The 22,412-nt window shown below is 68.6% G+C and carries 17 protein-coding genes, 1 tRNA gene and 1 other RNA gene; 8 read left to right on the forward strand and 11 right to left on the reverse strand.

What is annotated here, in order from left to right; genetic code table 11:
* The first annotated feature begins 1 nt into the window (after position 1).
* The 3 genes from CIK77_RS05920 to trmD all read left to right on the forward strand — a co-directional run bounded on the left by CIK77_RS05920 (position 2) and on the right by trmD (position 1,636).
* Positions 2-232, forward strand: a complete 231-nt coding sequence (locus CIK77_RS05920; protein ID WP_087053609.1) for a KH domain-containing protein — start codon at positions 2-4, stop codon at positions 230-232.
* A complete protein-coding gene (gene rimM, locus CIK77_RS05925; protein WP_441897913.1) occupies positions 232-870 on the forward strand; it encodes a ribosome maturation factor RimM in 639 nt (212 codons plus the stop codon). The genes CIK77_RS05920 and rimM overlap by 1 nt, the downstream gene beginning before the upstream one ends.
* 73 nt (positions 871-943) lie before the next feature.
* A complete protein-coding gene (gene trmD / locus CIK77_RS05930; protein WP_087053611.1) occupies positions 944-1,636 on the forward strand; it encodes a tRNA (guanosine(37)-N1)-methyltransferase TrmD in 693 nt (230 codons plus the stop codon).
* A 23-nt stretch (positions 1,637-1,659) separates the two neighbouring features.
* Here the strand turns inward: trmD and CIK77_RS05935 are convergent, their stop codons facing one another.
* The 7 genes from CIK77_RS05935 to CIK77_RS05965 form a co-directional block, all read right to left on the reverse strand.
* Positions 1,660-2,358: a sirohydrochlorin chelatase gene (locus CIK77_RS05935; RefSeq protein WP_087053612.1), complete on the reverse strand. Its 699-nt coding sequence runs from the start codon at positions 2,356-2,358 to the stop codon at positions 1,660-1,662.
* On the reverse strand, positions 2,355-3,485 hold the full coding sequence (locus tag CIK77_RS05940) for a uroporphyrinogen-III synthase (RefSeq protein WP_087053613.1): 1,131 nt from the start codon (positions 3,483-3,485) through the stop codon (positions 2,355-2,357). Before CIK77_RS05940 ends, CIK77_RS05935 begins: the two co-directional genes overlap by 4 nt.
* Positions 3,485-4,723 carry a uroporphyrinogen-III C-methyltransferase gene (cobA, locus tag CIK77_RS05945; RefSeq protein ID WP_087053614.1) on the reverse strand — a complete coding sequence of 413 codons (1,239 nt, stop codon included), beginning with the start codon at positions 4,721-4,723 and terminating at the stop codon, positions 3,485-3,487. Before cobA ends, CIK77_RS05940 begins: the two co-directional genes overlap by 1 nt.
* Positions 4,720-5,121 (reverse strand): nitrite reductase (NAD(P)H) small subunit, encoded by a 402-nt coding sequence (locus CIK77_RS05950; RefSeq protein WP_087053615.1) that lies wholly within the window; start codon positions 5,119-5,121, stop codon positions 4,720-4,722. The genes cobA and CIK77_RS05950 overlap by 4 nt, the downstream gene beginning before the upstream one ends.
* Positions 5,118-7,718, reverse strand: coding sequence for a nitrite reductase large subunit NirB (gene nirB / locus CIK77_RS05955; RefSeq protein ID WP_170934014.1), 2,601 nt, complete (start codon positions 7,716-7,718; stop codon positions 5,118-5,120). The genes CIK77_RS05950 and nirB overlap by 4 nt, the downstream gene beginning before the upstream one ends.
* A gap of 120 nt (positions 7,719-7,838) precedes the next feature.
* Positions 7,839-9,317 carry an MFS transporter gene (locus CIK77_RS05960; RefSeq protein ID WP_087053616.1) on the reverse strand — a complete coding sequence of 493 codons (1,479 nt, stop codon included), beginning with the start codon at positions 9,315-9,317 and terminating at the stop codon, positions 7,839-7,841.
* Positions 9,314-10,633, reverse strand: a complete 1,320-nt coding sequence (locus CIK77_RS05965) for a M20/M25/M40 family metallo-hydrolase (RefSeq protein ID WP_087053617.1) — start codon at positions 10,631-10,633, stop codon at positions 9,314-9,316. Before CIK77_RS05965 ends, CIK77_RS05960 begins: the two co-directional genes overlap by 4 nt.
* Positions 10,634-10,833: 200 nt before the next feature.
* Here CIK77_RS05965 and ssrA point away from each other — a divergent pair.
* The 3 genes from ssrA to CIK77_RS17630 all read left to right on the forward strand — a co-directional run bounded on the left by ssrA (position 10,834) and on the right by CIK77_RS17630 (position 17,996).
* Positions 10,834-11,211: a transfer-messenger RNA gene (gene ssrA, locus CIK77_RS05970) on the forward strand.
* Between the two features lie 357 nt (positions 11,212-11,568).
* Positions 11,569-17,301 carry a metallophosphoesterase gene (locus CIK77_RS05975; protein WP_087053618.1) on the forward strand — a complete coding sequence of 1,911 codons (5,733 nt, stop codon included), beginning with the start codon at positions 11,569-11,571 and terminating at the stop codon, positions 17,299-17,301.
* A 5-nt stretch (positions 17,302-17,306) separates the two neighbouring features.
* The gene (locus CIK77_RS17630) at positions 17,307-17,996 is read left to right on the forward strand and encodes a hypothetical protein (protein ID WP_181861399.1); all 690 of its coding nucleotides are present in this window, start codon (positions 17,307-17,309) and stop codon (positions 17,994-17,996) included.
* 73 nt (positions 17,997-18,069) lie between these two features.
* Here CIK77_RS17630 and CIK77_RS05985 read toward each other — a convergent pair whose 3' ends face one another.
* The 4 genes from CIK77_RS05985 to CIK77_RS06000 all read right to left on the reverse strand — a co-directional run bounded on the left by CIK77_RS05985 (position 18,070) and on the right by CIK77_RS06000 (position 19,897).
* On the reverse strand, positions 18,070-18,585 hold the full coding sequence (locus CIK77_RS05985; RefSeq protein ID WP_087053620.1) for a hypothetical protein: 516 nt from the start codon (positions 18,583-18,585) through the stop codon (positions 18,070-18,072).
* Positions 18,582-19,382: an inositol monophosphatase family protein gene (locus CIK77_RS05990; protein WP_087053621.1), complete on the reverse strand. Its 801-nt coding sequence runs from the start codon at positions 19,380-19,382 to the stop codon at positions 18,582-18,584. The genes CIK77_RS05985 and CIK77_RS05990 overlap by 4 nt, the downstream gene beginning before the upstream one ends.
* 75 nt (positions 19,383-19,457) lie before the next feature.
* Positions 19,458-19,530: transfer RNA gene (locus tag CIK77_RS05995), tRNA-Lys, on the reverse strand.
* Between the two features lie 115 nt (positions 19,531-19,645).
* Positions 19,646-19,897: a hypothetical protein gene (locus CIK77_RS06000; RefSeq protein WP_249268452.1), complete on the reverse strand. Its 252-nt coding sequence runs from the start codon at positions 19,895-19,897 to the stop codon at positions 19,646-19,648.
* 149 nt (positions 19,898-20,046) lie between these two features.
* Here CIK77_RS06000 and CIK77_RS06005 point away from each other — a divergent pair, with 149 nt between their 5' ends.
* Positions 20,047-21,468, forward strand: a complete 1,422-nt coding sequence (locus CIK77_RS06005) for an alpha,alpha-trehalose-phosphate synthase (UDP-forming) (protein ID WP_087053622.1) — start codon at positions 20,047-20,049, stop codon at positions 21,466-21,468.
* Positions 21,469-21,484: 16 nt separating this feature from the next.
* Positions 21,485-22,297: a trehalose-phosphatase gene (otsB, locus tag CIK77_RS06010; protein WP_087053623.1), complete on the forward strand. Its 813-nt coding sequence runs from the start codon at positions 21,485-21,487 to the stop codon at positions 22,295-22,297.
* The last annotated feature ends 115 nt before the right edge of the window (positions 22,298-22,412 follow it).

A 22,412-nucleotide genomic window follows, 5' to 3' on the forward strand; every position in this document is an offset into this window, starting at 1 on the left:
CGTGTTGGCTGCCGCGCTCGAGCACACCGTGAAGGGCATCGTCGATCGCCCTGAGGATGTGCGCGTCATCTCGTCGACCACACCCCGCGGCGACGTGCTGGAAGTGCACGTCGCCGAGGAGGACCGTGGGCGAGTGATCGGGCGCGGCGGCCGCACCGCGAAGGCACTGCGCACGGTTGTGAACGCCCTCGCCGACGGCAAGCGCGTCCGCGTCGACGTCGCCGACGACTGATCGTGACCGAGCGCGCAGCGAAACAGCAGCTTCGAGTCGGTCGCCTCCTGAAGGCCCATGGGCTCAAGGGAGCACTCAAGCTCGAGCTGTACACAGACAACCCCGACGGCCGTTTCGTGCCGGGGGCGACGTTCACACTGCAGGTTCCGCAGGACTCGAAGTGGCACGGCAAGACCGTCACCGTTCGCGAGTTCCGCTGGATGAACAATCACCCGGTCGTCTTCCTCGATGGAATCGATGACCGCAACGAGGCCGAGAGCATCGTCCGGGCCATCCTGTGGATCGAGCAGGACCAGGCCGAGGCGGAGGCGCAGCCCGAGGACGACGCGTGGTACGACCACCAGCTCGCCGGGCTCGACGTCGTCCGCGACGGGGTCGTGGTCGGCAAGGTCTCCCGCGTCGACCATCTCCCGTCGCACGATCTGCTCATCGTCCGGTCGGACGGCGATGAGGTCATGGTGCCCTTCGTCTCGGCGATCGTGCCCGAGGTCGACCTTGCAGCCGGGCGCGTCACGGTCACACCTCCCGCCGGACTGTTCGAGGAGCTCCCGGATGACGCGGCTGCCGCGCCCGAGACGCCGGATGATGCACCCGAGGCGCCGGATGCCGACGGGCCGGCCGACGACCGAGCGGTCTGAGCGGTCGCGCCGACAGGCTCGCCCGGCTCGCGGGTCGTGGGCGCCGCACAGGTGCAGCCTCTAGGCTTGTCCGGTGCGCCTGGATGTCATCACGATCTTTCCGTCGTTCTTCGACGTTCTCGATGTCTCACTGATCGGGAAGGCGCGTGAGCGCGGTCTGATCGACGTCGGCGTGCACGATCTGCGCGACTGGACGCACGATCGCCACCGCACGGTCGACGACACCCCTTACGGCGGCGGCGCCGGCATGGTGATGAAGCCCGAACCGTGGGGCGAGGCACTCGATCACACCCTCACCGACGACGCCGTGCTGATCGTTCCGTCACCCGCGGGCGAGCGGTTCACACAGCCATTGGCCCGTGAACTGGCTGACGAGAAGCACCTCGTGTTCGCGTGCGGTCGCTACGAGGGCATCGACCAGCGCGTCATCGATCACTATTCGGGGCGCGGGCGCGTGCGCCTGATCAGTCTCGGCGACTACGTGCTCAACGGCGGCGAGGTCGCGGTGATGGCGATGATCGAGGCCGTGACGCGCCTGCTTCCCGGGATGGTCGGCAACCCGGCCAGCCTCGTGGAGGAATCCCACGAGGAGGACGGTCTGCTCGAGTACCCGATCTACACGAAGCCGGCCGAGTGGCGCGGCCTGGAGGTGCCGCCCGTGCTGCTGAGCGGCAATCACGGCGCCGTGGATTCCTGGCGCCGCGAGCAGAGCATCGAGCGGACGAAGGCGCACCGACCCGATCTCCTTCCCGACGGCGAGGGCTGACGCGACGAAGGCCTCGCGAACGCTCAGAGGCTGAGCGTCGCGGTGCCTTCGTCGTAGCGCTCCCGGATGATCCGGACGATGCGCGGGTCTGCGCCGTCGTCGCCGACGCCGAGGGGCGCGGTGACGACATCGGCACCGGCGCGAGAGATGAGATCGGCGAAATGACCGGGAGCGAGCACATAGCTGGCGGCGATCACGCGCTCCGCACCGGCCTCGCGGGCCTGCTGCACCGCGTCGGCGACGGTGGGCTGCGCGCCGTAGGCGAAGCCGCAGGTGACGGGAACGGGTATGCGCGCCTCCAGGGCTGTGCGCATCTCTTCGACGCGTGCCGCCGCCTCGGGGCGCGAGGATCCGGCGGCGGCGAGCACGACGCGGTCGCCGGGTTCGGGGGAGAACGCAGCGATCCGCTCGGCCAGCGAATCGACCAGCAGAGGATGCGGGCCCAGCGTGCCGGTCGCGACGACCCCGGCGCGCTGTGCGGCGGCGCGGCCGATGTCGACGGCGGTGTGGAAGCCGGGCGAGAGCAGCAGCGGCACGATCACGGCCGGGCCGTCGGATGAGGAGACGACCTCGTCGACCTGAGGATGCTGCACGTCGACGTACGTCTCGATGGTCGGTGCGCCGACGGCGCGCTCCGCAGCCGCGACGAGAGCACTGATCGTTCGTCGCCCCTCTGCGGAATCGGTCCCGTGCGAGCAGCACACGAGTGTGGGTGCCGTCATGCGGAGTCCTCCACATCGAGCCGGTACCCGCGCTTGACGACGGTCGCCACCAGCGTCGGATCACCGAGGCCGGTGCGCAGCCGTGCGACGGCCATGTCGACGGCGTGAGGGCTCAGTCCGGTGCCGGGCAGAGCGCCCTGGATCTCGCCGCGCGTCACGACGGAACCTCCGGCGTCGAACAGCACGCTGAGCACGGAGGTCGAGGTCGGCGAGAGCGGCAGGTGCGTGCCGTCGAGCACGGCACCGGAGCTGCGCATTTCGAGATGGCCGCTCCTCGTGGTGAGCGACGGTGCGCCGCCCGCGCCGAAATGCGTGACGACGAGGCGCACGAGTGAGCCCAAGCGTCCTCGCTCAGCGATGGACGTGACGAGGTCGCGCCGATGCAGCGGGCCTGCGGTGATCGGGCCGACGGAGGCGAGCAGCAGACGGTTGGTCGCCGCACGCTCACGGATCGCGTCGAGTGCGTCCGCCTTCTCCGCGGCGTCGAGCCAGGCGTGCGCCGCAGGCGCCGAGGTGAACAGCACAGCGTCGGCGTCTCCGCCGGCCGCCGCGATCGTCGAGACGCTCACGGCGCCGGCGTCGAGCGGCGGACCCCAGCGGTACACGGTCAGGCTGGTGACGTCCGCGCCGTGCTCCGTCAGAAGCTCGTCGAGCCCGTCTGCGCCGGATCCGTGGTGCTGCACCGCGACGCGGAGGCCGGTGACGCCGCGGGCCACGAGGTACTCGCCGAGCTCCGCCGTGGTCTCCGTCTCCGCGACCCAGTCCGCGGTGAGTCCCGCCTGCTGGATCGCCCCGCGTGCCTTGGGCCCCCTGGCGACGATCTGGGCATCGGCGAGGGCACCGAGCAGCTCATCGGCGAGGCCTGCTTCGTGTGCGGCCTCGACCCAGCCGCGGAAGCCGACGCCGGTCGTGGCGACCACGATATCCGGAGGAGACGCGATCAGCTCCCTGGTGACGACCAGGAGGGCGTCGTCGTCGGCGTGGGGAACGATCGTGAGTGCGGGCGCGGCGATCATGGCGGCGCCGTGCCTGGCGAGCGCAGCGGCCAGCTCGGACGAGCGACGGTGCGCCGTGCTGATGATGCGGCAGCCGTCCAGCGCCGCCGAGAGCTGCCCGCCCGTCGTCATCAGGCGCTTCCCGCCGAGACCGGTGCGGTGGCCCCTGTCTCAGGCAGCAGCAGGCCCGCCTTCGCGACCTCTCCGATCACGATGACGGACGGGTTGCGCACCTGCGCTTCGACGAGCTCACGGGCCGCGTCGCCGAGGGTCGAGCGGATCGTGCGCTGACACTCGGAATGGCCGTTCTCGACGACGGCGACCGGCCGCCCGGCCGGCGCACCCATCCGGATGGCCTGCCGCGACATCGATGCGAACGCGGCGACTCCCATGAGCAGCACGGTGGTGACGGAATCGTCGCGCATCGCCGCGATGTCGGCCATGCTCAGGCCGCTCTGCCCGTTGATGATGTGCATGCTCGAGGCGACGCCGCGGTGGGTGACCGGGATGCCAGCCGCCTGCGGCACCGCCATCGCGCTGGATGGTGCGGGGACCACCTCGACGGGCACGCCGGCGGCGTGGCACGCGGCGACCTCCTCGCCTCCGCGTCCGTACACGAACGGGTCGCCGCCCTTGAGCCGCACGACACGCTTTCCTGCGCGGGCGAACTCGACGAGCAGCGCGTTGATCTCGGGCTGAGGCACCGGATGGCTGCCAGGCGCCTTGCCTACATGCACCACTTCGACATCCGGAGCGAGTTCATCCAGAACGGCGACCGGACCGAGACGGTCTGTGACGACGACGTCGGCCTCCGCGAGCAGGCGCCTCGCCCTGAGCGTCATGAGATCGACGGGGCCAGGACCGCCGCCGACGAGCGCGACGCGGCCCGGCACGGAACGGTGCCTGCGCAGATCGACGCCGCCGGAGTCGAGCACCTCCCGGATGCTCGCCGACACGCGGACGGATCGGCGAGGGTCGACCCCGTCGCCCGAGGTGACGCCGATGACGACGTCGCCGGAGCGCACCTCGCTGGTCATCCTGGCGCTGCCGTGGGCACCGTCGGAGGCGTTCACGCAGAAGACTCGCTGACGTTCGCACCACGCGGCGACGTCTGCGTCGACGCGCGCGTCGCCCGTCGCAGTGTGCACGATCCAAGCGCCGTCGACGTCGTCGGAGCGCACCTCGCGCTCATGCCACTCGATGCGGCGGTCGGCGACGATCGCCGAGACGGCGGGGGAGAGCTCGGGGGCGACGATCACGATGTGCGCCTGCTCGTCGACGAAACGGGGAAGGCGCCGCGCGGTCACCGAGCCGCCGCCGACGATGAGAACGCGTCGTCCGGCGAGGCTGATGCCCAGTGTGGTCGTCACCGTGTCTCCGCCTCTCCGATCAGTACGCGTCCGCCGTCGATCTCGACGGCGTGCACACGCAGGTGCCGCGACTCGCGACCGTGCGTCTCCAACACCTCCCCCGTGCGCAGATCCCACACCTGCTTGTGCAGAGGGGATGCGATCGTGGGCGTCTCGGTGCCGTCGGCGACCAGGCGCGTTCCGACGATACCCCGCGAGAGGACGTTGGCCCCGGAGTACGGGTCGCAATTCGACACAGCCCGGACGGAGCCGTCCGGCAACAGGAAGAGTGCGACCTGCGTGCCGCCGTCGAGCAGTGCCGCCCTGCCGCGCTCCACCTCGAGGTCGGTGACGGCGCAGACGTCGACGCGGACGCCTGGGTCGGCGGACTGCTCCATCCGGACCGTCTGAATCGTCATCGGCGCACCTCCAGGGTGGTTCCTGCGATCATCACGGCGCCCGATTCGCGCTCCTCGGCCGAGGCAGGGCGCACCTGATCGCGCTCGGAGACGTAGGCGAGGGACGGATCGGGGGTGTCGGGTGCGTTCACGAAGGAATGGAACCTGCGCATCTTGTCGGGATCCTCCAGCGCCGCCGCCCACTCGTCCTGGTAGCCGGCGACGTGGCGCGCCATCGCGGCGTCGAGGTCATCGCAGATGCCCAGCGAGTCTTCGAAGATGACCTCGCGCAGCCCGTCCAGGCCGCCCTCCAGCTCCTGCATCCACGGCGCCGTGCGCTGCAGTCGGTCGGCCGTGCGGATGTAGTACATGAAGAAGCGGTCGATCGCGCGGATGAGCTCCGCGTCGCTGAGCCCTTCGGAGAGCAGCTCCGCGTGCCGCGGGGTGAAGCCGCCGTTCCCGCCGACGTACATGTTCCAGCCGTTCTCCGTGGCGATCACTCCCACGTCCTTGCCTCGGGCCTCGGCGCATTCGCGGGCGCATCCGGAGACGCCGAGCTTGAGCTTGTGCGGGGAGCGCAGGCCGCGATAGCGCAGTTCGAGGTTCACGGCCATGCCGACCGCGTCGAGCACGCCGTAGCGGCACCAGGTCGAGCCGACGCACGACTTCACCGTGCGCAGCGATTTGCCGTACGCCTGCCCCGATTCGAACCCGGCGTCGACGAGTTCGCGCCAGATGAGGGGGAGCTGTTCGAGGCGGGCGCCGAACATGTCGATGCGCTGACCGCCGGTGAGCTTCGTGTACAGACCGTACTTCTTCGCCACGTTGCCGATCACCACAAGGCCCTCCGGGGTCACCTCGCCGCCCGGCATGCGCGGGACGACCGAGTAGGAGCCGTCCTTCTGCATGTTCGCCATGACGTGGTCGTTGGTGTCCTGCAGCGTCGCATTCTCGCCGTCGAGCACGTGCTCGCCGACCAGACCGGACAGGATGCTCGCGACAGTCGGCTTGCAGACGTCGCAGCCGCGACCACGGCCGAAGCGCTCGATGATCTGCGTGAACGTGGTCAGCTCCGCCACGCGCACGGCATCGAACAGCTGGCGGCGCGACATATCGAAGTGTTCGCACAGCGCGTTCGAGACCGTCTTGCCGAGCGAGGTGAGCTCCTTGCCCACGAGCTTCTTCACCAGCACGAAGCACGAACCGCACGTGGCGCCGGCGCGGGTGCACCCCTTGACCTCATCGGCGTCGGCGCATCCGTCCTCGTGCACGGCGCCACGGATCCGGCCCGCCGTCACCGACGAACACGAGCACACGATCGCCTCGTCGGGAAGGTCGCCGGTGGGCGCTGCCACGCCGTCGGCCGGCATCAGGTATCCGGAGGGGTCTGCGCCGAGCGGACCGCCGACCAACGGGCGGAGCGAGCCGTACGCTGAGGCGTCGCCGACGAGTACGCCGCCGAGCAGCGTCTTCGCGTCGTCGGAGAGGACGAGCTTCTTGTAGGTGCCGCCGACGGGGTCGGAGAACACGACGTCGAGTGCATTCGGGGAGGCCGCGAACGCGTCGCCGAAGCTTGCGACGTCGACGCCGGAGAGCTTGAGCTTCGTCGACTCGTCGAAGCCGGGGAACGTCGATTCCCCGCCGCAGAGCCGATCGGCGGCGACCTCTGCCATCGCGTAGCCTGGCGCGACGAGTCCGACGCTGCGGCCGCCGTGGCTGGCGACCTCGCCGATCGCGAGCACCGCGGGGTCGTTCGTCGCGCATCCGTCGTCGATGCGCACACCGCCGCGGGGTTCCGCCTCGAGACCGGCTTCGCGGGCGAGGGAGTCGTTGGGGCGCACGCCGACGGTGAAGATCACGATGTCGGTCTCCTCGTAGGAGCCGTCGGGGAACTCGAGCGCCGCCACGGCGCCCTCCGGTCCGGGGGCCACGCGCGTCGCCCGCGACTCGGTGCGGATCCGGATGTCGCGCTCCCGGATGAGGCGGCCGAGCACCTCGCCGCCCGCACGGTCGATCTGCGCGGAGAGGAGATGGGTGCCCGAATGGATGACGCTGCATTCGGCGTCTAGGCCCTGGAGCGCGCCCGCCGCCTCGAGCCCGAGCAGGCCGCCGCCGACGACAGTGCCGCGCAGGGGGCGGCCGAGCTCGGCGGAGCGCTGGCGCACGAACGACGTGATCTCCTCGAGGTCATCGACCGTGCGGTACACGAAGGTGCCTGGCAGGTGCGAGCCGTCGATCGCGGGGCGCGCGGCGTACGAGCCAGTGGCGAGCACGAGCGTGTCGTACGCGTATCGGCGGCGAGCGGCCGTCGTCACGATCCGCTCGCTGCGGTCGATGAACGTCGCGGCATCGCCGGTGACGAGCTCGACCCGCGGGTCGAGCAGGGGAGAGGCGTCGAGAGCGAGATCCTCTGCCGCACGGCCGTCGAACCAGCTGGTCAGGCCGACCCTGTCGTAGGGTGCGCGCGGCTCGTCGCCGATGACAGTGATCCGCCATGGAGCGTCGCCGCGCGAGAGCAGGCTCTCGACGAAGCGGTGGGCGACCATGCCGGCGCCGATCACGACCACCCGGTGGGTGTCGGTGCTCGGCGAGGGGTCGACGTGCGATCGGGAGGTCATGGCGCCAGGCTAGGAACTGCGTGTTTCGTCGCAGGTGCGCGTGTGTTTCCTCACGTGAACGGAAAGCTCACGCCCACAGCTCGGCTCGTGTGAGTCTGTGTGTTCCCGGCGCCTGGACCGTCAGCCGGTGGCGTTCGCCGCGGTGCGGTCGGTGTCGGTGAAGGCCTCGCGCGGCACGATGAGCAGTGCGGCCGCAGCCACGAGAGCCGTGAGTCCGCACACGAGCCACACCGTGACATAGCCGGTGAGCGAGCCGGCCGTCGCGTCGCCGCCGTCGATGGCCGTGGCCGCGCCGTTCAGCAGGGCGATGCCGAACACGCACGACGCGATCGCCCCGCCGACGGTCTTGACGGAGTTGGTCAGCCCTGTGGCGACTCCGGTCTGCGACGGTGGGGCGGCCGCGGCGGCGGTCGCGGGCAGGGCGGCGACGAGCGCCCCCGATCCGAGCCCGGCGACGGCCATGTTGATCGTGGTCTGGGCATAGGTGTCGTGCAGCGGCAGGAACATCAGATACCCGACGGCGACGAGAAGCGCCGCGATGATGAGCGCGACGCGCGGGGTCGTGGCACGGGCGAGGTACGGGAACAGCAGCGCTCCGACGATCATGGCGATGAGGTAGAAACCGATGATGAGCGATGTGTCGAACCCGGATGTGCCGAGGCCGTATCCGTAGACGTCGGGGTCGGTGCGGGCGAACGTCGACAGCGGCGCCTGGGCGCCGAGCACACTCACGCCGAACAGCCCTGCAGTGAGGAACACGGGCCACAGCGACGGGGAGCGGAACATGCGCACGTCGATGAGCGGGTCGGAACAGCGCAGCTCCCACAGCACGAACGGCACGATCAGCAGCACTCCGACGGCGACGGCGCCCCACGCGAACGGGTCGCCAGGCCCGCCGATGCGCAGCAGACTGAGGCCGCCCGTGAAGGCGACGAGCGCGAGGGAGACGAGAATGAGGCCGCCGGTGTCGAACACGCCGCCCACGGGATCCGGCGGCTCCGCGACGCCGAACAGGATGACGAAGAAGCAGATGACGACCGCGACGGCGGGGATCAGCAGCACCAGCCAGAGGGGGAGCGTATCGATGAGCGCTCCGCCGAGGAGTGCTCCGCCGATCGCGCCGAGCTCGAGGGAGGCGACGAGCACACCCGCCGCCTTGGCGGTCACGGACGCGGGCTTCACGCCTGCCTGCTCCGCGAGCCGGCGGGCGCGGATCCAGATGAGCGCCACCTCGAGCGGGAGCCAGACGACGTAGAACCCCTGCAGCGCCCAGGCGACGAGGAAGACCGCGAACGAGTCGGTGAACGGCATCGCGAGCGACGCCAGCGCCGTCGCAGCCGTTGAGACGAGCAGCATGCGCTTGTGGCCGACCATGTCGCCGAGCTTGGCGAAGGCGGGAACGACGAGAGCGGAGAGCATCAGCTGCGAGCCCTCGAGCCAGTTCACGTCGGCGTCGTGCACTCCGAGGTGACGCGCGATGTCGGTGAGCATCGGCGTGTAGTAACCCTGAAGGATGCCGCTGGTGAACTCGACGAACGCGAGGAAACCGACGATGCCGACGAGCGCGCGCAGCCCCGTGGCCGCGGCGGGCGCGGTCACGCCAGACTCCGGATGAGGGTCGAGTGGAAGTCGCGTCCGCGTTCGAGAGAGGAGATCGACACGCACTCGTTCGTGCCGTGGATCGAGGCGCGCTGTGCGCTCGACATCTCCAGCGGCGCGAAGCGGTACACGGCGGGCCAGCGCCGGTGGAAGTGGCGGGCGTCGCTGGCCTGCATCATCAGGTACGGTGCGGGGAGTGCATCCGGATACGCCGCGGCAACAGCGCCTGCGACGGCGGCGAATTGCCGTTCGTCGACGGGAGACTCGGGCGACGGATCGTCGCCTTCGAGCACCTCGATGTCTATGCGGGGGTCTGCGATGCGGCGGCGCACACGCCTGACGATGTACTCAACCGTCTCCCCGGGGACGATGCGCAGGTTGAGAGTCGCTGAGGCGTGCGCGGGGAGCACGTTGGAGGCGGAACCGCCCGCGAGCATCGTCGTCGCGATCGTGGTGCGGATGAGAGCGGCAGGCTCCCCTCCGAGAGCGGCGAACACGCGACCGCCCAACCAGGGCCACCGCGCGAGCGCGAGCAGCAGCATCCGGGCCGGTCGGGACGCTCTGACCGCGAAGATGCGCAGCATGCGCGAGATCGAGCGGGGCATCCGGGGGCGGAACGTCGAAGGTTCGAGCCGCTCGACTGCTCTTGCGATCCGCGTCACGGCGGTGTGCCCGCGAGGAGCTGAGGCGTGACCGCCGTCGCCGCGGGCTGTCAGGCGCAGGGTGGCCACGCCTTTCTCACCGACGCCGATCATGGCCGCGCTGCCGCGGACGAAGGGGAGCGGCGCATCGACGACGGCACCGCCCTCGTCGATGACGAGCCACGGCGACACACCTCGGGTCGCGAGTTCTTCCGCAATCGCCGCGGCGGAGGCTCCGTGCACCTCTTCGTCGCCGCCGAAGGACAGATAGACATCGCGCGCGGGGGCGTGACCCGCCTCGAGCAGCGATTCCACCGCTTCGAGGATGACCAGCAATGGACCCTTGTCATCGAGTGCGCCTCGGCCGTGCACCCATCCGTCGCGGATCAGGCCTGAGAAGGGGTCGCGCTCCCACCCGTCCGCTTCATCTGCCGGAACGACGTCATAGTGTGCCATCAGCACGGCCGGATCGTTGTCGGTGCGGCCCCGCCACCGATACAGCAGGCCTCGTGGACCGATGCGCTCCGGCTCGATCTCGGAATGCACCCGCGGATACAGTTCGCGGAGCAGGTTGACGAACTCCTCGAACGGCTGCTCGGACGCGGCCGCCGCGCTCACGGTGGGCACTCGGATCATCCGTGACAGTCGTTGTGCGATCGGAGGGTCGTCGTCCATGGCGCGAGCGTAGCGCAGACCGGCGACAGCGCGGCGGAGCGCATTGCGCCCCTCATCCGGAATTTCCTTCCGGGCCCGTGTGTTGTAGGCTGTAGTGCTCGGAGAGTTTCCGAGACGCCCGGTTCACCGGGCACCGTGCGACCGCAGGGTCGCTGGCAATTCCACAGTGTGTGAGAGGTCCCTTCGCAAGAAGGATCCACGGGGCTGATCGGTTTCGACAGCGCCTGCCGATCTGACAGAAGCGGGCCGAGGATGCAGGGTTATCTCGTTAACGCCCCCTGCGAAACTATAAGTGCCAACTCTAACGCTGAGCGCACTGACTTCGCCCTCGCTGCGTAAGTAGCGAGCTCGAGTCCGTCAGCCCGTGATCGTCCCCGTCACGGTTCCTGGCGCCATCTAAGGGGTCTTGCTGTGTGACGGCGTCGCGACGTCACACGGGACTTTTCCGCGACTGGGCCCGTCGATCTATGTGTCTGTGCTGAAGATCGGGGCCGAGCAGAACGTCTCCACAGAATGCGCCCGGAGAAACTTCAGTGAACCAGCGTTGGACGGGGGTTCGATTCCCCCCAGCTCCACAGACGATTGAGGTGAGAGACAAGAGCGCTTGCGCTCTTGTCCGAGCTGATTGAGTCCGTTGACCGGCACGTAAGTGCCGGAACACCGACTGCGTTCGACAGAAACGCAGAACGAACCGCTCACACACTTTCAACGAGTTGAGGACTCGCCCAATTGGGCGAGTCCTCAACTCGTTTCCGGTGGCTTCGACAGAGCGGTGTCGGCGAAGTCGTCGGTCAGGTCGGTGCCGACCTGACCGAGCCGGCCCTGACGGTGCGACGGACGGGACGGTCAAGGCGGCCACCGCTGTACGCGCAGCGTTCACCAAAGGTTCGTCGTTCGGCCGCGAAGCGTTTCTATGAGATTCCTACGGTCGGCGGGTGCCTGCTCCTGTACTCCCGTCCTCACTGTCCGTCCGACGCCTGACTGCCGTTTCCGCGGTCGGTGCCGCACTCGCGCTGGTCGGCTCCCTGCTGACTGTCGTCCCGGCCCAGGCTGCGACGGGGGCGATCGATGGGTCCGATCCGCACCCTGAGTTTCTGGGACTGACGCACTACACCGGCGAGTTCCATTCCCACACAGCGATCAGCGACGGGATGGGCACACCGCAGGAGGCGTACGCGGTCGTAGAGGAGCACTCCGACGTCGACTTCTTCGCGACGACCGACCACGACGTCACGATGGACGTCAGGGCCGCCGACGACTGGATCGATGATCACGCCGACGCGGAGTCGGAGGAATGGCGCCACCTCAAGGAGAGCGCGGCGGCACACAATGCATCTGGCTCAAGCGATCTCGTCGTCGACACGGGCGAGGAGATGACCTGGTACGACGGCACAGGGCATCTGAACATCTACGGCGCCGAGTGGTTCGCCACGGCTCCCGGGTACGTCCGCGGCTCGAGCGATGCGCTCGGAGGCACGTTCCCCGTCGGCGACTACATGTACGACCTGCCGACGCTGTATGCGCGCCTCGCGCAGGATTCGGACGCGTTCGCCCAGTTCAACCATCCTTCTCCCTCAGGGAAGGGCAACTTCTGGGACTTCGACCACCTCACGCCGGAGGCTGACGCATCCGTCCCCCTGTTCGAGCACAAGGGCGGACCGGCCTACGACGAACAGTGGCGACTTGCGCTCGACCAGGGATGGCACGTCGCGCCGACGTACAGCGGCGACGAGCACCGAGACAACTGGGTGGCTTCGAACCCCGCGCTGACGGGCATGTGGGCCGAGGAGCGAAGTCTCGACGGCTTCCACAACGCGATGCGTGATCGCAGCGTGTACATGACACCCGACGAGAACGCGATCCTCGGCTTCAGCGGCAACGGCGAGATGATGGGCTCGATCCTGCCTGCCGACACCGATTCGCTCGACATCGAGGTGCAGGTCGCCGATTCCGACGACGGAGGGTCCTTTTCCTCCGTGCGGGTCATCACCAACGGCGGCGAGGTGGCCCACGAGTTCCCCGGCGCGAACGGGAACCCGCTGGATCTGTCGTCCACGATCGAGGTCGCCGACGGCGACTACTTCTTCGTGGAAGCCGCGCAGGCTGACGGCGCGAAGCTCGTCTCCGCACCGATCTGGATCGGCGAGCGGGTTCGCGGTGCCGACTACGCACCCGAGATCGAGGTCGCCGCGGGCACGCCGGATCATGCGCAGCACGGCGACACGATCGAACTGCCGCACGTGGCGGCGACCGATGACGGCGGTGAGACCCCCGCTGTCTCCTTCGAGGTGTACAACGGTGAGCGGCAGATACCGGTCGACGACGGGCGATTCACCGTCGAAGGGTATGACGACCACTTCATCGTCGTGAAGGCGGAGGACGAGACAGGGTCGACGTCCGCGGAGATCCTCCGGATCGAGATCGATACGGCCGAGCTCGACCCGGAAGTCGCCTTCCGTCACTACGGGTCGGTCGCCTCGGTCGGCGAGAAGCCGGGTGAGACAGGCTTGAGCGTGCCGACCGATCTCGCGGTCACGGAGGCCTGGGTGCAGGTCCAGCCGACCGGGAGCCTGTTCGGCTTCGGCGCCGAGGCGAGCGCGGCGTCCTCGAACAGCGTCTTCGAGGTCAACTCGACGGCCGTCGAGGCTGACACCTACATCGACGGCGTCACCTCCCATGCGATGCGCAGCCACGAGTTCGACCTGACGCAGCTCGAACCGGGGCAGACGTACGAGTACCGGTTCGGCGTGAGCGAGAACGGGCCATGGACCGATGTGCGCGGGGAGTTCCTCGCCGGCGGTGTCGAGGACGCGCCGGTCTACGTCCTCGGCGACGTGCAGGTGAGTACGGGGCTGCAGAGCGACTTCGAGCTCCCCGCCGAGATGCTCGAACAGCTGCGCGAGCAGCGCGCCGGCGGCGAGACGGTGATCCAGGTCGGCGACCTGGTCGACAACGCCGGCAACGGCACGCTGTGGGAGCAGACGTTCGCGCACTCGCTGGACGGCCTCGATCTGCAGTTCGCCACGATGGTGGGCAACCACGAGACGTACGGCGACCACGAGGTGCACGACGTGCTCTCGACCGAGCGCAGCCGGATCTTCAACGGCTTCTTCAACCATCCGGACAACGGCAGCGCAGTCGGTCAGAGCAACTACTCGTTCGACCGAGGCAGCATCCACTTCGCGGTGCTGAACTCGAACTACGATCTCGACGCTCAGCTGGCCTGGCTCGCCGACGACATCCGCACCAGCGGTGCCGACTGGAACGTCGTGGTCGAGCACTTCCCGTATTACGGCGGCAGTCACAGCAGCGATGCGGGCATGTCGATGGCGCGCGCGAAGATGACCCAGACGCTCGACCGGCTCGGTGTGGATCTGCACATCGGCGGGCATGACCACGTCTACAAGCGCAGCACGATCCGCGACGGCGAGCTCGTCACCGATGACGCCGAGCGCGATCTCGGCACGACGTTCGTGACGATGGGGTCGAGTGGACCGAAGTTCTATGAGAACGACCCGCAGTGGTGGGACGACATCGTCTACGACGACGACACCCAGACCGGACTCGTCCTCGAAGCAGCCGGGGATGAGCTCCAGGCGCGCGCCTACACGATCGGCGGTGAGCTCGTCGACGAGTTCGCCGTGGCGAAGCCGGACGCGCAGCTGCGGGTGACCTCGCACGAGGTGGTCGACGGAGAACTGAGCGGGGTCGGAATGCTCAGCACCGACGGCGCTCCAGAGGATGCGACGATCGTGGCCGCCGCGTACGACCTCGACGAGGAGACGCTGCTCGACGTGCGCACGACGGAGGTCACGCTCGATCATCGCGGGATCGAACAGGTCGCCTCATTCGCATCGCCGTTGCCGGTGGCGTCTGACAGCACGGTTCGTGTGTTCGTCTGGGACGGCCTCGACTCCGGGCGCGCACTGCTGCCTCAGACGCTGGTGAGGGAGGGTATGCCGGGCGAAGGCACGGAGACGAGCCCCTATCAGCTGCGCACCTGGTCCGATGTGGCCAAGATCGCGCAGGAGCCTGACGCCCACTACGTGCTCTTGAACGACCTCGACGGCGAGGGGGAGGCCCGCGAGCAGATCGGGTCCGGCGCGACGCCGTTCACGGGTGTGTTCGACGGCGGCGGACATACCGTGCGGGGTTTCGCGACGGACGCCCACGCGGGATCCGGCCTGTTCCAGACCAACGACGGCGAGATCCGGGATCTCGCCGTGACGGGCGCGGAGATCACCAGCGAGGTCGGCACGGCCGGAATCCTCGCTGATACCAACAACGGCACGATCGAACGCAGCTGGACCTCAGGATCCCTCGTCGCGCCGTCGCGGGCAGGCGGCATCGTGGGTGATTCGTCGGGGATCATCCGGGACAGCTATTCGACCGCGAACGTGCGGGTGACAGGGACCGAAGCGGGCGGGGCAGTCGGTGTGGCGCTCGGCGGATCGACGACGGAGAACGTCTATGCCTCCGGCACGGTGCGCTCGGAGACACGGAACGTCGGCGGCGTCGTCGGGTACGGGTACAACGAGACCGTCATCCGAAACGCCATGTCGCTGAACCCCGCGGTCGTCGCCCCGAGCTGGGCTCACGCAGTGCTCGGCCGCGTGCTCTCCGGGAACGAGGCGACGCTGAGCGGGCTGTACGCACGCGAGGATGCCTTCGTGTCCGCTGAGTCGCTCGATGAGGAGCCGGCATCCGACAATCTCAAGGGAGAACACATCTCCCCGGAGGCTGCGGAGTCGGCCGGGCACTTCTCGGAGACGCTGGGCTGGGACCTCGGCGGGATCTGGCAGTGGAACGACGAGGCGCGCCGCCCCGTGCTCGCCTCGAATCCTGAGGAGTACGAACGCGAGACGCCGGAGCTGCCGACGAACGATGAGGGCTTCTTCGAGATCGCCGAGGCGGATCAGCTCCGGATGCTCGACGAGTTCCCCGCGGAGCGGTTCGTCCTGACGACGGACATCGATCTGTCAGGCACCGAGTTCTCGCCCCTTGGAGCGGAGGTCCCCTTCGCAGGGGAACTCGACGGTGCGGGTCACGCACTCCGAGGCCTGACGTCCGACAGCGGAGGGCTGTTCGCTCTCAACGGCGGCCACATCCACGATCTCGCCATCGAGGACGCCCACGTGACCAACGCTTCCGCCAGCGCCGGGATTCTCGCCAACGTCAGCACCGGCATCGTCGAGCGAGTGCACACGAGCGGCGACATCACGGGTGTTGGTCGCGTGGGCGGGATCCTGGGGGACGCAGGCGGTGAGCTGCGCGACGCCTACAGCACGGCCGACGTGCGCTCGGACGGGACCGAAGCGGGCGGCGCGGTCGGTGTCGCGCTCGCGGGCTCGGTGTCAGAGCGGGTGTATGCCGCTGGGGACGTCTCGGCGGCGACCCGCAATGTCGGCGGCGTCTTCGGGTACGGCTACACCGGCACGGTCATCCGCGACAGCCTGGCGCTCGCGCCGAGTGTGACGGCCCCGAGCTGGGCGCACCGGTTCCTGGGCCGTGTGCTGGCGGGGAACACCGCCTCTCTCGAGAACAACTGGGCATCAGCAGCGACGACGGCATCGGTCTCGACTGACACTGCGGCGCCCGCCGCGACGAACCTGCACGGCGCGACTGCAAGCACGGGGGAGATCGGGACCTTCGCGTTCTACCGCGACACTCTCGGGTTCGACGCTCAGGTGTGGCAGTGGAGCTCGTCGGAGGAGCGACCGCTGCTGCGCGAGGTCGGCGAGGCGCGGGACGTGCCGGACGGCGACGAGGACGGCGGCGACGATCCCGCCGGACCGTCGCTCGAGGCGGACGCGGATGGTGCCTTCCTGCTCGGGTCGGTCGAGGATCTGCAACAGATCCAGGATTGGCCGGCCGAGAGCTACCGTCTCGTCGACGACATCGATCTGTCCGGCGCGGACGTACGCATCACAGCCTCCTTCTCAGGCGATCTGGACGGTGCGGGACACACGCTCTCCGGCTACGCCTCGGACGAGGGCGGACTGTTCGCTCAGGTGACGGGTTCGCTCGAGGCCATCGCGTTCGAGGACGCGCGGGTGATGACCGTCGCAAAGGATGTCGGGATCCTCGTCGACAGGCTCGGGGAGGGCGGCGTGCTCGCCGAGGTGCGCACCAGCGGTGAGATCAGCGGCGGCTCCACAGTCGGCGGCGTGGTCGGATACCTGAACGGAACCGTACGCGACTCGTACTCCGAGGGATCGGTGAGCGCGACAGCGGGCCGGCAGGCCGGCGGGGTCGCAGGCATTGCAGGGCGAGGCAGTACGACGGAGCGTGTCTACGCCACGGGAGACGTCGAAGTCGTCGGCAACCAGAACGCCGGAGGAATCGTCGGCTACTCGTACGCCACGACGAACGTGACAGGTGCGGTCGCACTCAACTCGTCCATCACAGCGACGGGTCACGCCGGGCGGATCGCCGCGCGGGAGCTGGCTGGCGAACGGGCGACCTTCGTCGACAACCTGGCAGCATCGACGATCGACATCGTCGGACAGACCGTCCTCGACGAGGGACGCGACACGCTCAACGGCGAGACGGTCTCGCCGGAGGCCGCGTCGCAGCGTGAGACATACGCCGAGATCGGTTGGGATTTCGACACGGTCTGGGCATGGGACCCGGGCGCACAACGACCCGTGCTGGAGAACGTGCGGTGAGGATCATGATGAAGACCCGGGAGAAATCTATGTTCGTGCGGACGGCAGCAGCGGGAGCGTGCGCTTTGGCGCTGGGAGGAGCGCTCGTCATGGTGGGGACGGGCGCCGCGGCGGCGGCCGAGCACGAGGCGTCCGCGGAGGCGACTGAGGTGACGGTGCGGATCGATTTCGGCGGCACGCACGCCGAGCAGGACGCGAGTGTTCTCGTGCTCGACTCCGGAGCCGACCCCGATGCACCGACCGAGGCCGACATCGCGTTCGCCTCGCAGGTGGTCCTCGATGAAGCCGGCACAGCGAGCTTCACAGCACACCTCGAGGACGGCCTCGACTACTGGCTTGCCAGCACCGCAGACGACGAGCGCTACGTCGCCATGCTCGACGGTTCGGCGGGTGGCGGTGACGACGGGTCGGATGACGACGGGTCAGGTGACGACGGATCAGACGGTGACGGATCAGGCGGTGACGACGGCTCGGGTGATGACGGCTCCGGAACCGATGGCGACGGAACGGACGGAAGCGGAGACGATTCCGATGACGGCGCCGACTCCGGGGGAGACGAGGTGGCCGAGTCAGGCGGTGACGACGGTGATCTCGCAGTGACAGGAATGGCCTGGTGGCTGATCCCTGCTGGTCTCCTCGGCGGCGCCGCACTCGTTGCAGGTGGAACGGTGCTCACTCGACGCCGGCGCGCGTGAGGCGTTCTCACGCGCGTGAGAACGCCTCACGTCGACACGAGTCCTGCCCTGGCGGCACAGGTAGGTCGCATTCTCACCGCGGCCAGCGGATGACAGCGAGGCCCGACTTCGTGTCTGACACCGCCATCCAGCCCTCGGCGAAGCCGTAGGTGTAGCCATAGCCGTCTTCGTCCACCTGGAAGGCCATGCTCGGGTCTTCCGTGAGGAACACCGATCCGTCCTGCTCTTCGCGGATCCACCCCTCCGCTTCGAGCTGATCCTGGTAGTCGGCCGCGGCATCGGCGTCGACCGGGGCCCAGCCGTAGATCTGCAGCGTCTCGCCGGCACCCTCGGGGTCGCCCCACTTGCACTGGATGCCGCCGTCGACCTCGGTGGCACCGACCATGAACGGCTCTTCCTTGGCGCTCCAGCCGAGGCCTTCGAGGTCTTCGATCAGGCTGGGGGTGATGAGCGTTTCGCACGTCGGCGCTGCGTCGGGCTCCGCGGCGGCGCCGTCGTCCGCCGGCGCCTCTGCTGCGGCTCCGCACCCCGTCAGCACCAGCAGCGCGAGCGCACCGGTGGTGAATACGAGTGCGCGGCGGCGGGTCATGCTCTCGAAGCCCGACTCCGCAGTGCGCGCAGAAACTCTTCGTGCAGAACGCCGTTGCTGGCCATCGCCGAACCCGTCGTGAGCGATTCGTCGCCCTCCAGCGACGTGAACCGTCCTCCCGCCTCGCGCACGATGGCAGCGGCGGCGGCCACGTCGTACTCCTTCACATCGAACTCTCCGACGAACTCCAGGCGGCCCTCCGCGAGAAGCATGTACGACCACACGTCGCCGTAGGCGCGGTCGCGCCACACCTGATCCTGCAGGTCGAGCAGCGCATCGAGTCGTCCGGCGTCGCGCCACTGCCCGAGACTCTGGAAGCTGATGCTCGCCTGCTCGAGCGTGTCGACGGGGGAGACGCCGATACGGCGGGGGGCGCTGTCGAGGCTGTTCGTCCACGCGCCCAGCCCGTCCGCCGCCCACCAGCGGCGGCCCATCGCGGGCATGCTCACCACGCCGACCACCACGGCACCGTCGACTTCCAGGGCGATCATGGTGCCCCACGCGGGAATCCCGCGCAGGTAGTTGGCTGTGCCGTCGATCGGATCGATGACCCAACGGCGAGACGCCTCTTCGCTCGCGCCGTACTCCTCGCCGAAGACTGCATCGTGCGGACGCTCGGAGGAGATCAGCTCCCGGATGGCACGCTCGGCAGCGAGGTCGGCCTCCGTCACGTGCGAACGGTCGGCCTTGAGACTCACCTCGAGCCCCGCCGAGTCGAAGCGGGGCAGCGACTCCGCGTCCGCGGCATCCGCGAGGCGCAGCGCGAGGGCGAGGTCATCCTCGAGGGAGTGCGTCATGCGTACAAGGCTATCGCGCGCGGCCTATGCGAAACCCCGGCCGGAGTGTCTCCGTGCCGGGGTCTCGATGTGAGGTGCGCCCTCAGGGGCTCGAACCCTGGACCCACTGATTAAGAGTCAGTTGCTCTACCGACTGAGCTAAAGGCGCCTAGTATGCCTAGCGTTTCCGCTCTGCGAACCGAGAGACTACGTTACACGATCGCTCAGGACAGGGCGAATTGAGAGGGATGCCCGGGCGTGTACGAGAGTCTGCTGAACGTCCACTACGCCTCGGTCGCACGGTACTTGTGCTCTTTGCCCGCGATCGGGGAGTCATCGTCGACCGTTCCGCCGCGCGACGCCTTGCGGATATCGAGGATCATCCCGATCGACAGTGCGAGGGTCAGCGCCCAGCTCGCCCACGACAGCGCCACGCGCCACGTGAGCTGCTGCTCGTCCGAGCCGCGCAGAAGTGACAGACCGGAAAGCAGGACGCCGATGATCCCCGTGCTCGCAACGTACTTGCTCATGCCCATGCGTCCCACGCTATCGCGCTCGTCGACATCCGGCCATCGCGTTTCTCAGCGGGGCGCTCGGGGCGGATGCCGCGGGCGCCGTCGCGGTCGCAGGGAACCGGGTACGCTGGCGGCATCCCGCACGGGCGTTCCGACGAGAGGAGACCGTCATGGCTCAGTCAGAGCTTGTCGTCGTAGCGAATCGCCTGCCGGTGGACAGAGTCACGGACAAGGACGGAAACGAGTCGTGGCGCCGTTCGCCCGGCGGCCTGGTGACGGCTCTGGAACAGGTCATGGCCGGTTCCGATGCTGCGTGGGTCGGCTGGCCCGGCAAGGCCGACCTGTTCATGGACCCGTTCGAGTTCGACGGAAACCTGCTCGTTCCGGTTCGCCTGTCGCAGGATAATCTCGAGTACTACTACGAGGGCTTCTCCAACGGCACGATCTGGCCGCTCTATCACGACGTCATCGCCACGCCCATCTATCGCCGGAGCTGGTGGGACTCGTATGTGCGGGTCAACAAGCGATTCGCCGACGCCGCGGCATCCGTCGCCGCCGAGGGCGGTCTCGTCTGGGTGCAGGACTACCAGCTCCAGCTGGTGCCGAAGATGCTGCGTGAGATCCGTCCGGATCTCACCATCGGCTACTTCCATCACATTCCGTTTCCGGCATACGGCCTCTACGCGCAGCTGCCGTGGCGGTCCGAGGTGATCGAGGGACTTCTCGGCGCCGACGTGCTCGGCTTCCAGCGTGTGGCGGACGCCGGCAACTTCCAGCGCTCCGTGCGCAGGCTGTTCCGGTATCCGACCAAGTCGAATCGGATCGAGGTTCCCGCCGGAGATGGTACGACCCGTTCGGTCGTGGCGGCGCCTTTCCCTATCTCCATCGACGCCCAGGCCTTCGTCGACCTCGCGAAGAAACCGGAGATCATCGCGCGATCGAAGGAGATCCGCGAGCAGCTCGGCAACCCCCAGAAGATTCTGCTGGGCGTCGACCGTCTCGACTACACCAAGGGCATCAGGCATCGGCTGAAGGCATTCGGGGAGATGCTCGAGGACGGTACGGCCAAGGTCGGTGAGGTCACGCTCGTGCAGGTCGCAAGCCCGAGCCGCCCCGGAGTCGAGGCCTACCAGGATCTCAGAGACGAGATCGAGCTCACAGTGGGGCGCATCAACGGCGACCACGACACGATGCATCACACGGCGATCCGGTATCTGCATCAGGGGTTCCCCCGCGAAGAGATGGTCGCGCTGTACCTCGCCGCCGACGTGCTGCTGATCACCGCGCTGCGCGACGGAATGAACCTCGTGGCGAAGGAGTACGCGGCCGTGCGCACAGACCAGCGCGGCGTGCTGGTGCTGAGCGAGTTCGCCGGTGCCGCCGATGAGCTGAACGCGGCGCTGATGATCAATCCGCACGACATCGGCGGCATGAAAGCGGCGATCATCCAGGCGATCGAGATGACTCCGGCCGAGCAGGGCCGGCGCATGCGATCGATGCGGCGCAGGGTGCTCGAGCATGACGTCGAGCGCTGGGGCAAGAAGTTCATGACCGCCGTCGAAGACATTCGCGCCGAGCAGCGCGAGCAGTGACATCGAGAGGAACCGGATGACCGACCAGGCCACGGACGCGACCATCGACTGGGCGGAGGCGCTGCCAGACATCGCAGGCACGCATCGACTGCTCATCGCCCTCGACTTCGACGGCACGCTCGCCCCGTTGCGCGACGACCCGATGACGTCCAGGGCGATTCCGGAGGCCGTCGCGGCGATCGAGCGACTCGTCGCGCTTCCCGAGACGATCGTGGCGCTGGTGTCGGGGCGCACGATCGAGCACCTGCGCATCATCGCCGAACACGGGGACGGATCCCGCGTGTGGCTGTCCGGTTCGCACGGGGTGGAGATCTGGCGTCCCGCGGGGCAGGAGGCGCCGCAGGGCGACGACGCGCTCGGCGACGAGGAGGAGCTCGCGCTCTCGGAGCGACTGCGGGCCGAGGCCAAGCGCATCGTGGAACCGGTCGACGGTGCCTGGATCGAGGACAAAGCAGTCGGCTTCACGGTGCACACGCGGCTCACGGCGAGGGACCGAGCAGACGGAGTGCACGCCGCCATCGAAGAGCTCATCGAGCGGGAGGCGCCGACCTGGCGGGCGCGCACCGGCATCGACATGAGCGAGTACACGTGGCGGCACGAAGGCAAAGACGCGGGCGTCGCGAAACTGCGTGCCGAGACCGGTGCCACCGCGGTGCTGTTCGCCGGCGACGACGTGACGGATGAGGACGCGCTCGCCCGTCTCGAGCCGCAGGATCTCGGCGTCAGGGTCGGTCAGGGGGCGACGCACGCGAGAGTGCGGGTGGCCGACGCGGACGAGTTCGCCGCGCTTCTCGACCGGCTCGCCGACCTGCGGGCCTCCGCGAGGTGAGCCTCGGGCGACCGGCCCGAGCGAACAGTCGACCGGTGGGCCTGACTCGCACCGTCCGGCGGCCTACACTCGTAGGTATGAGCTTCGCCGTGTCCGCGCCGCAGAGGTTCGACGC

It is taken from the genome of Microbacterium sp. JB110 (assembly GCF_003335195.1).
Lineage (GTDB): Bacteria > Actinomycetota > Actinomycetes > Actinomycetales > Microbacteriaceae > Microbacterium.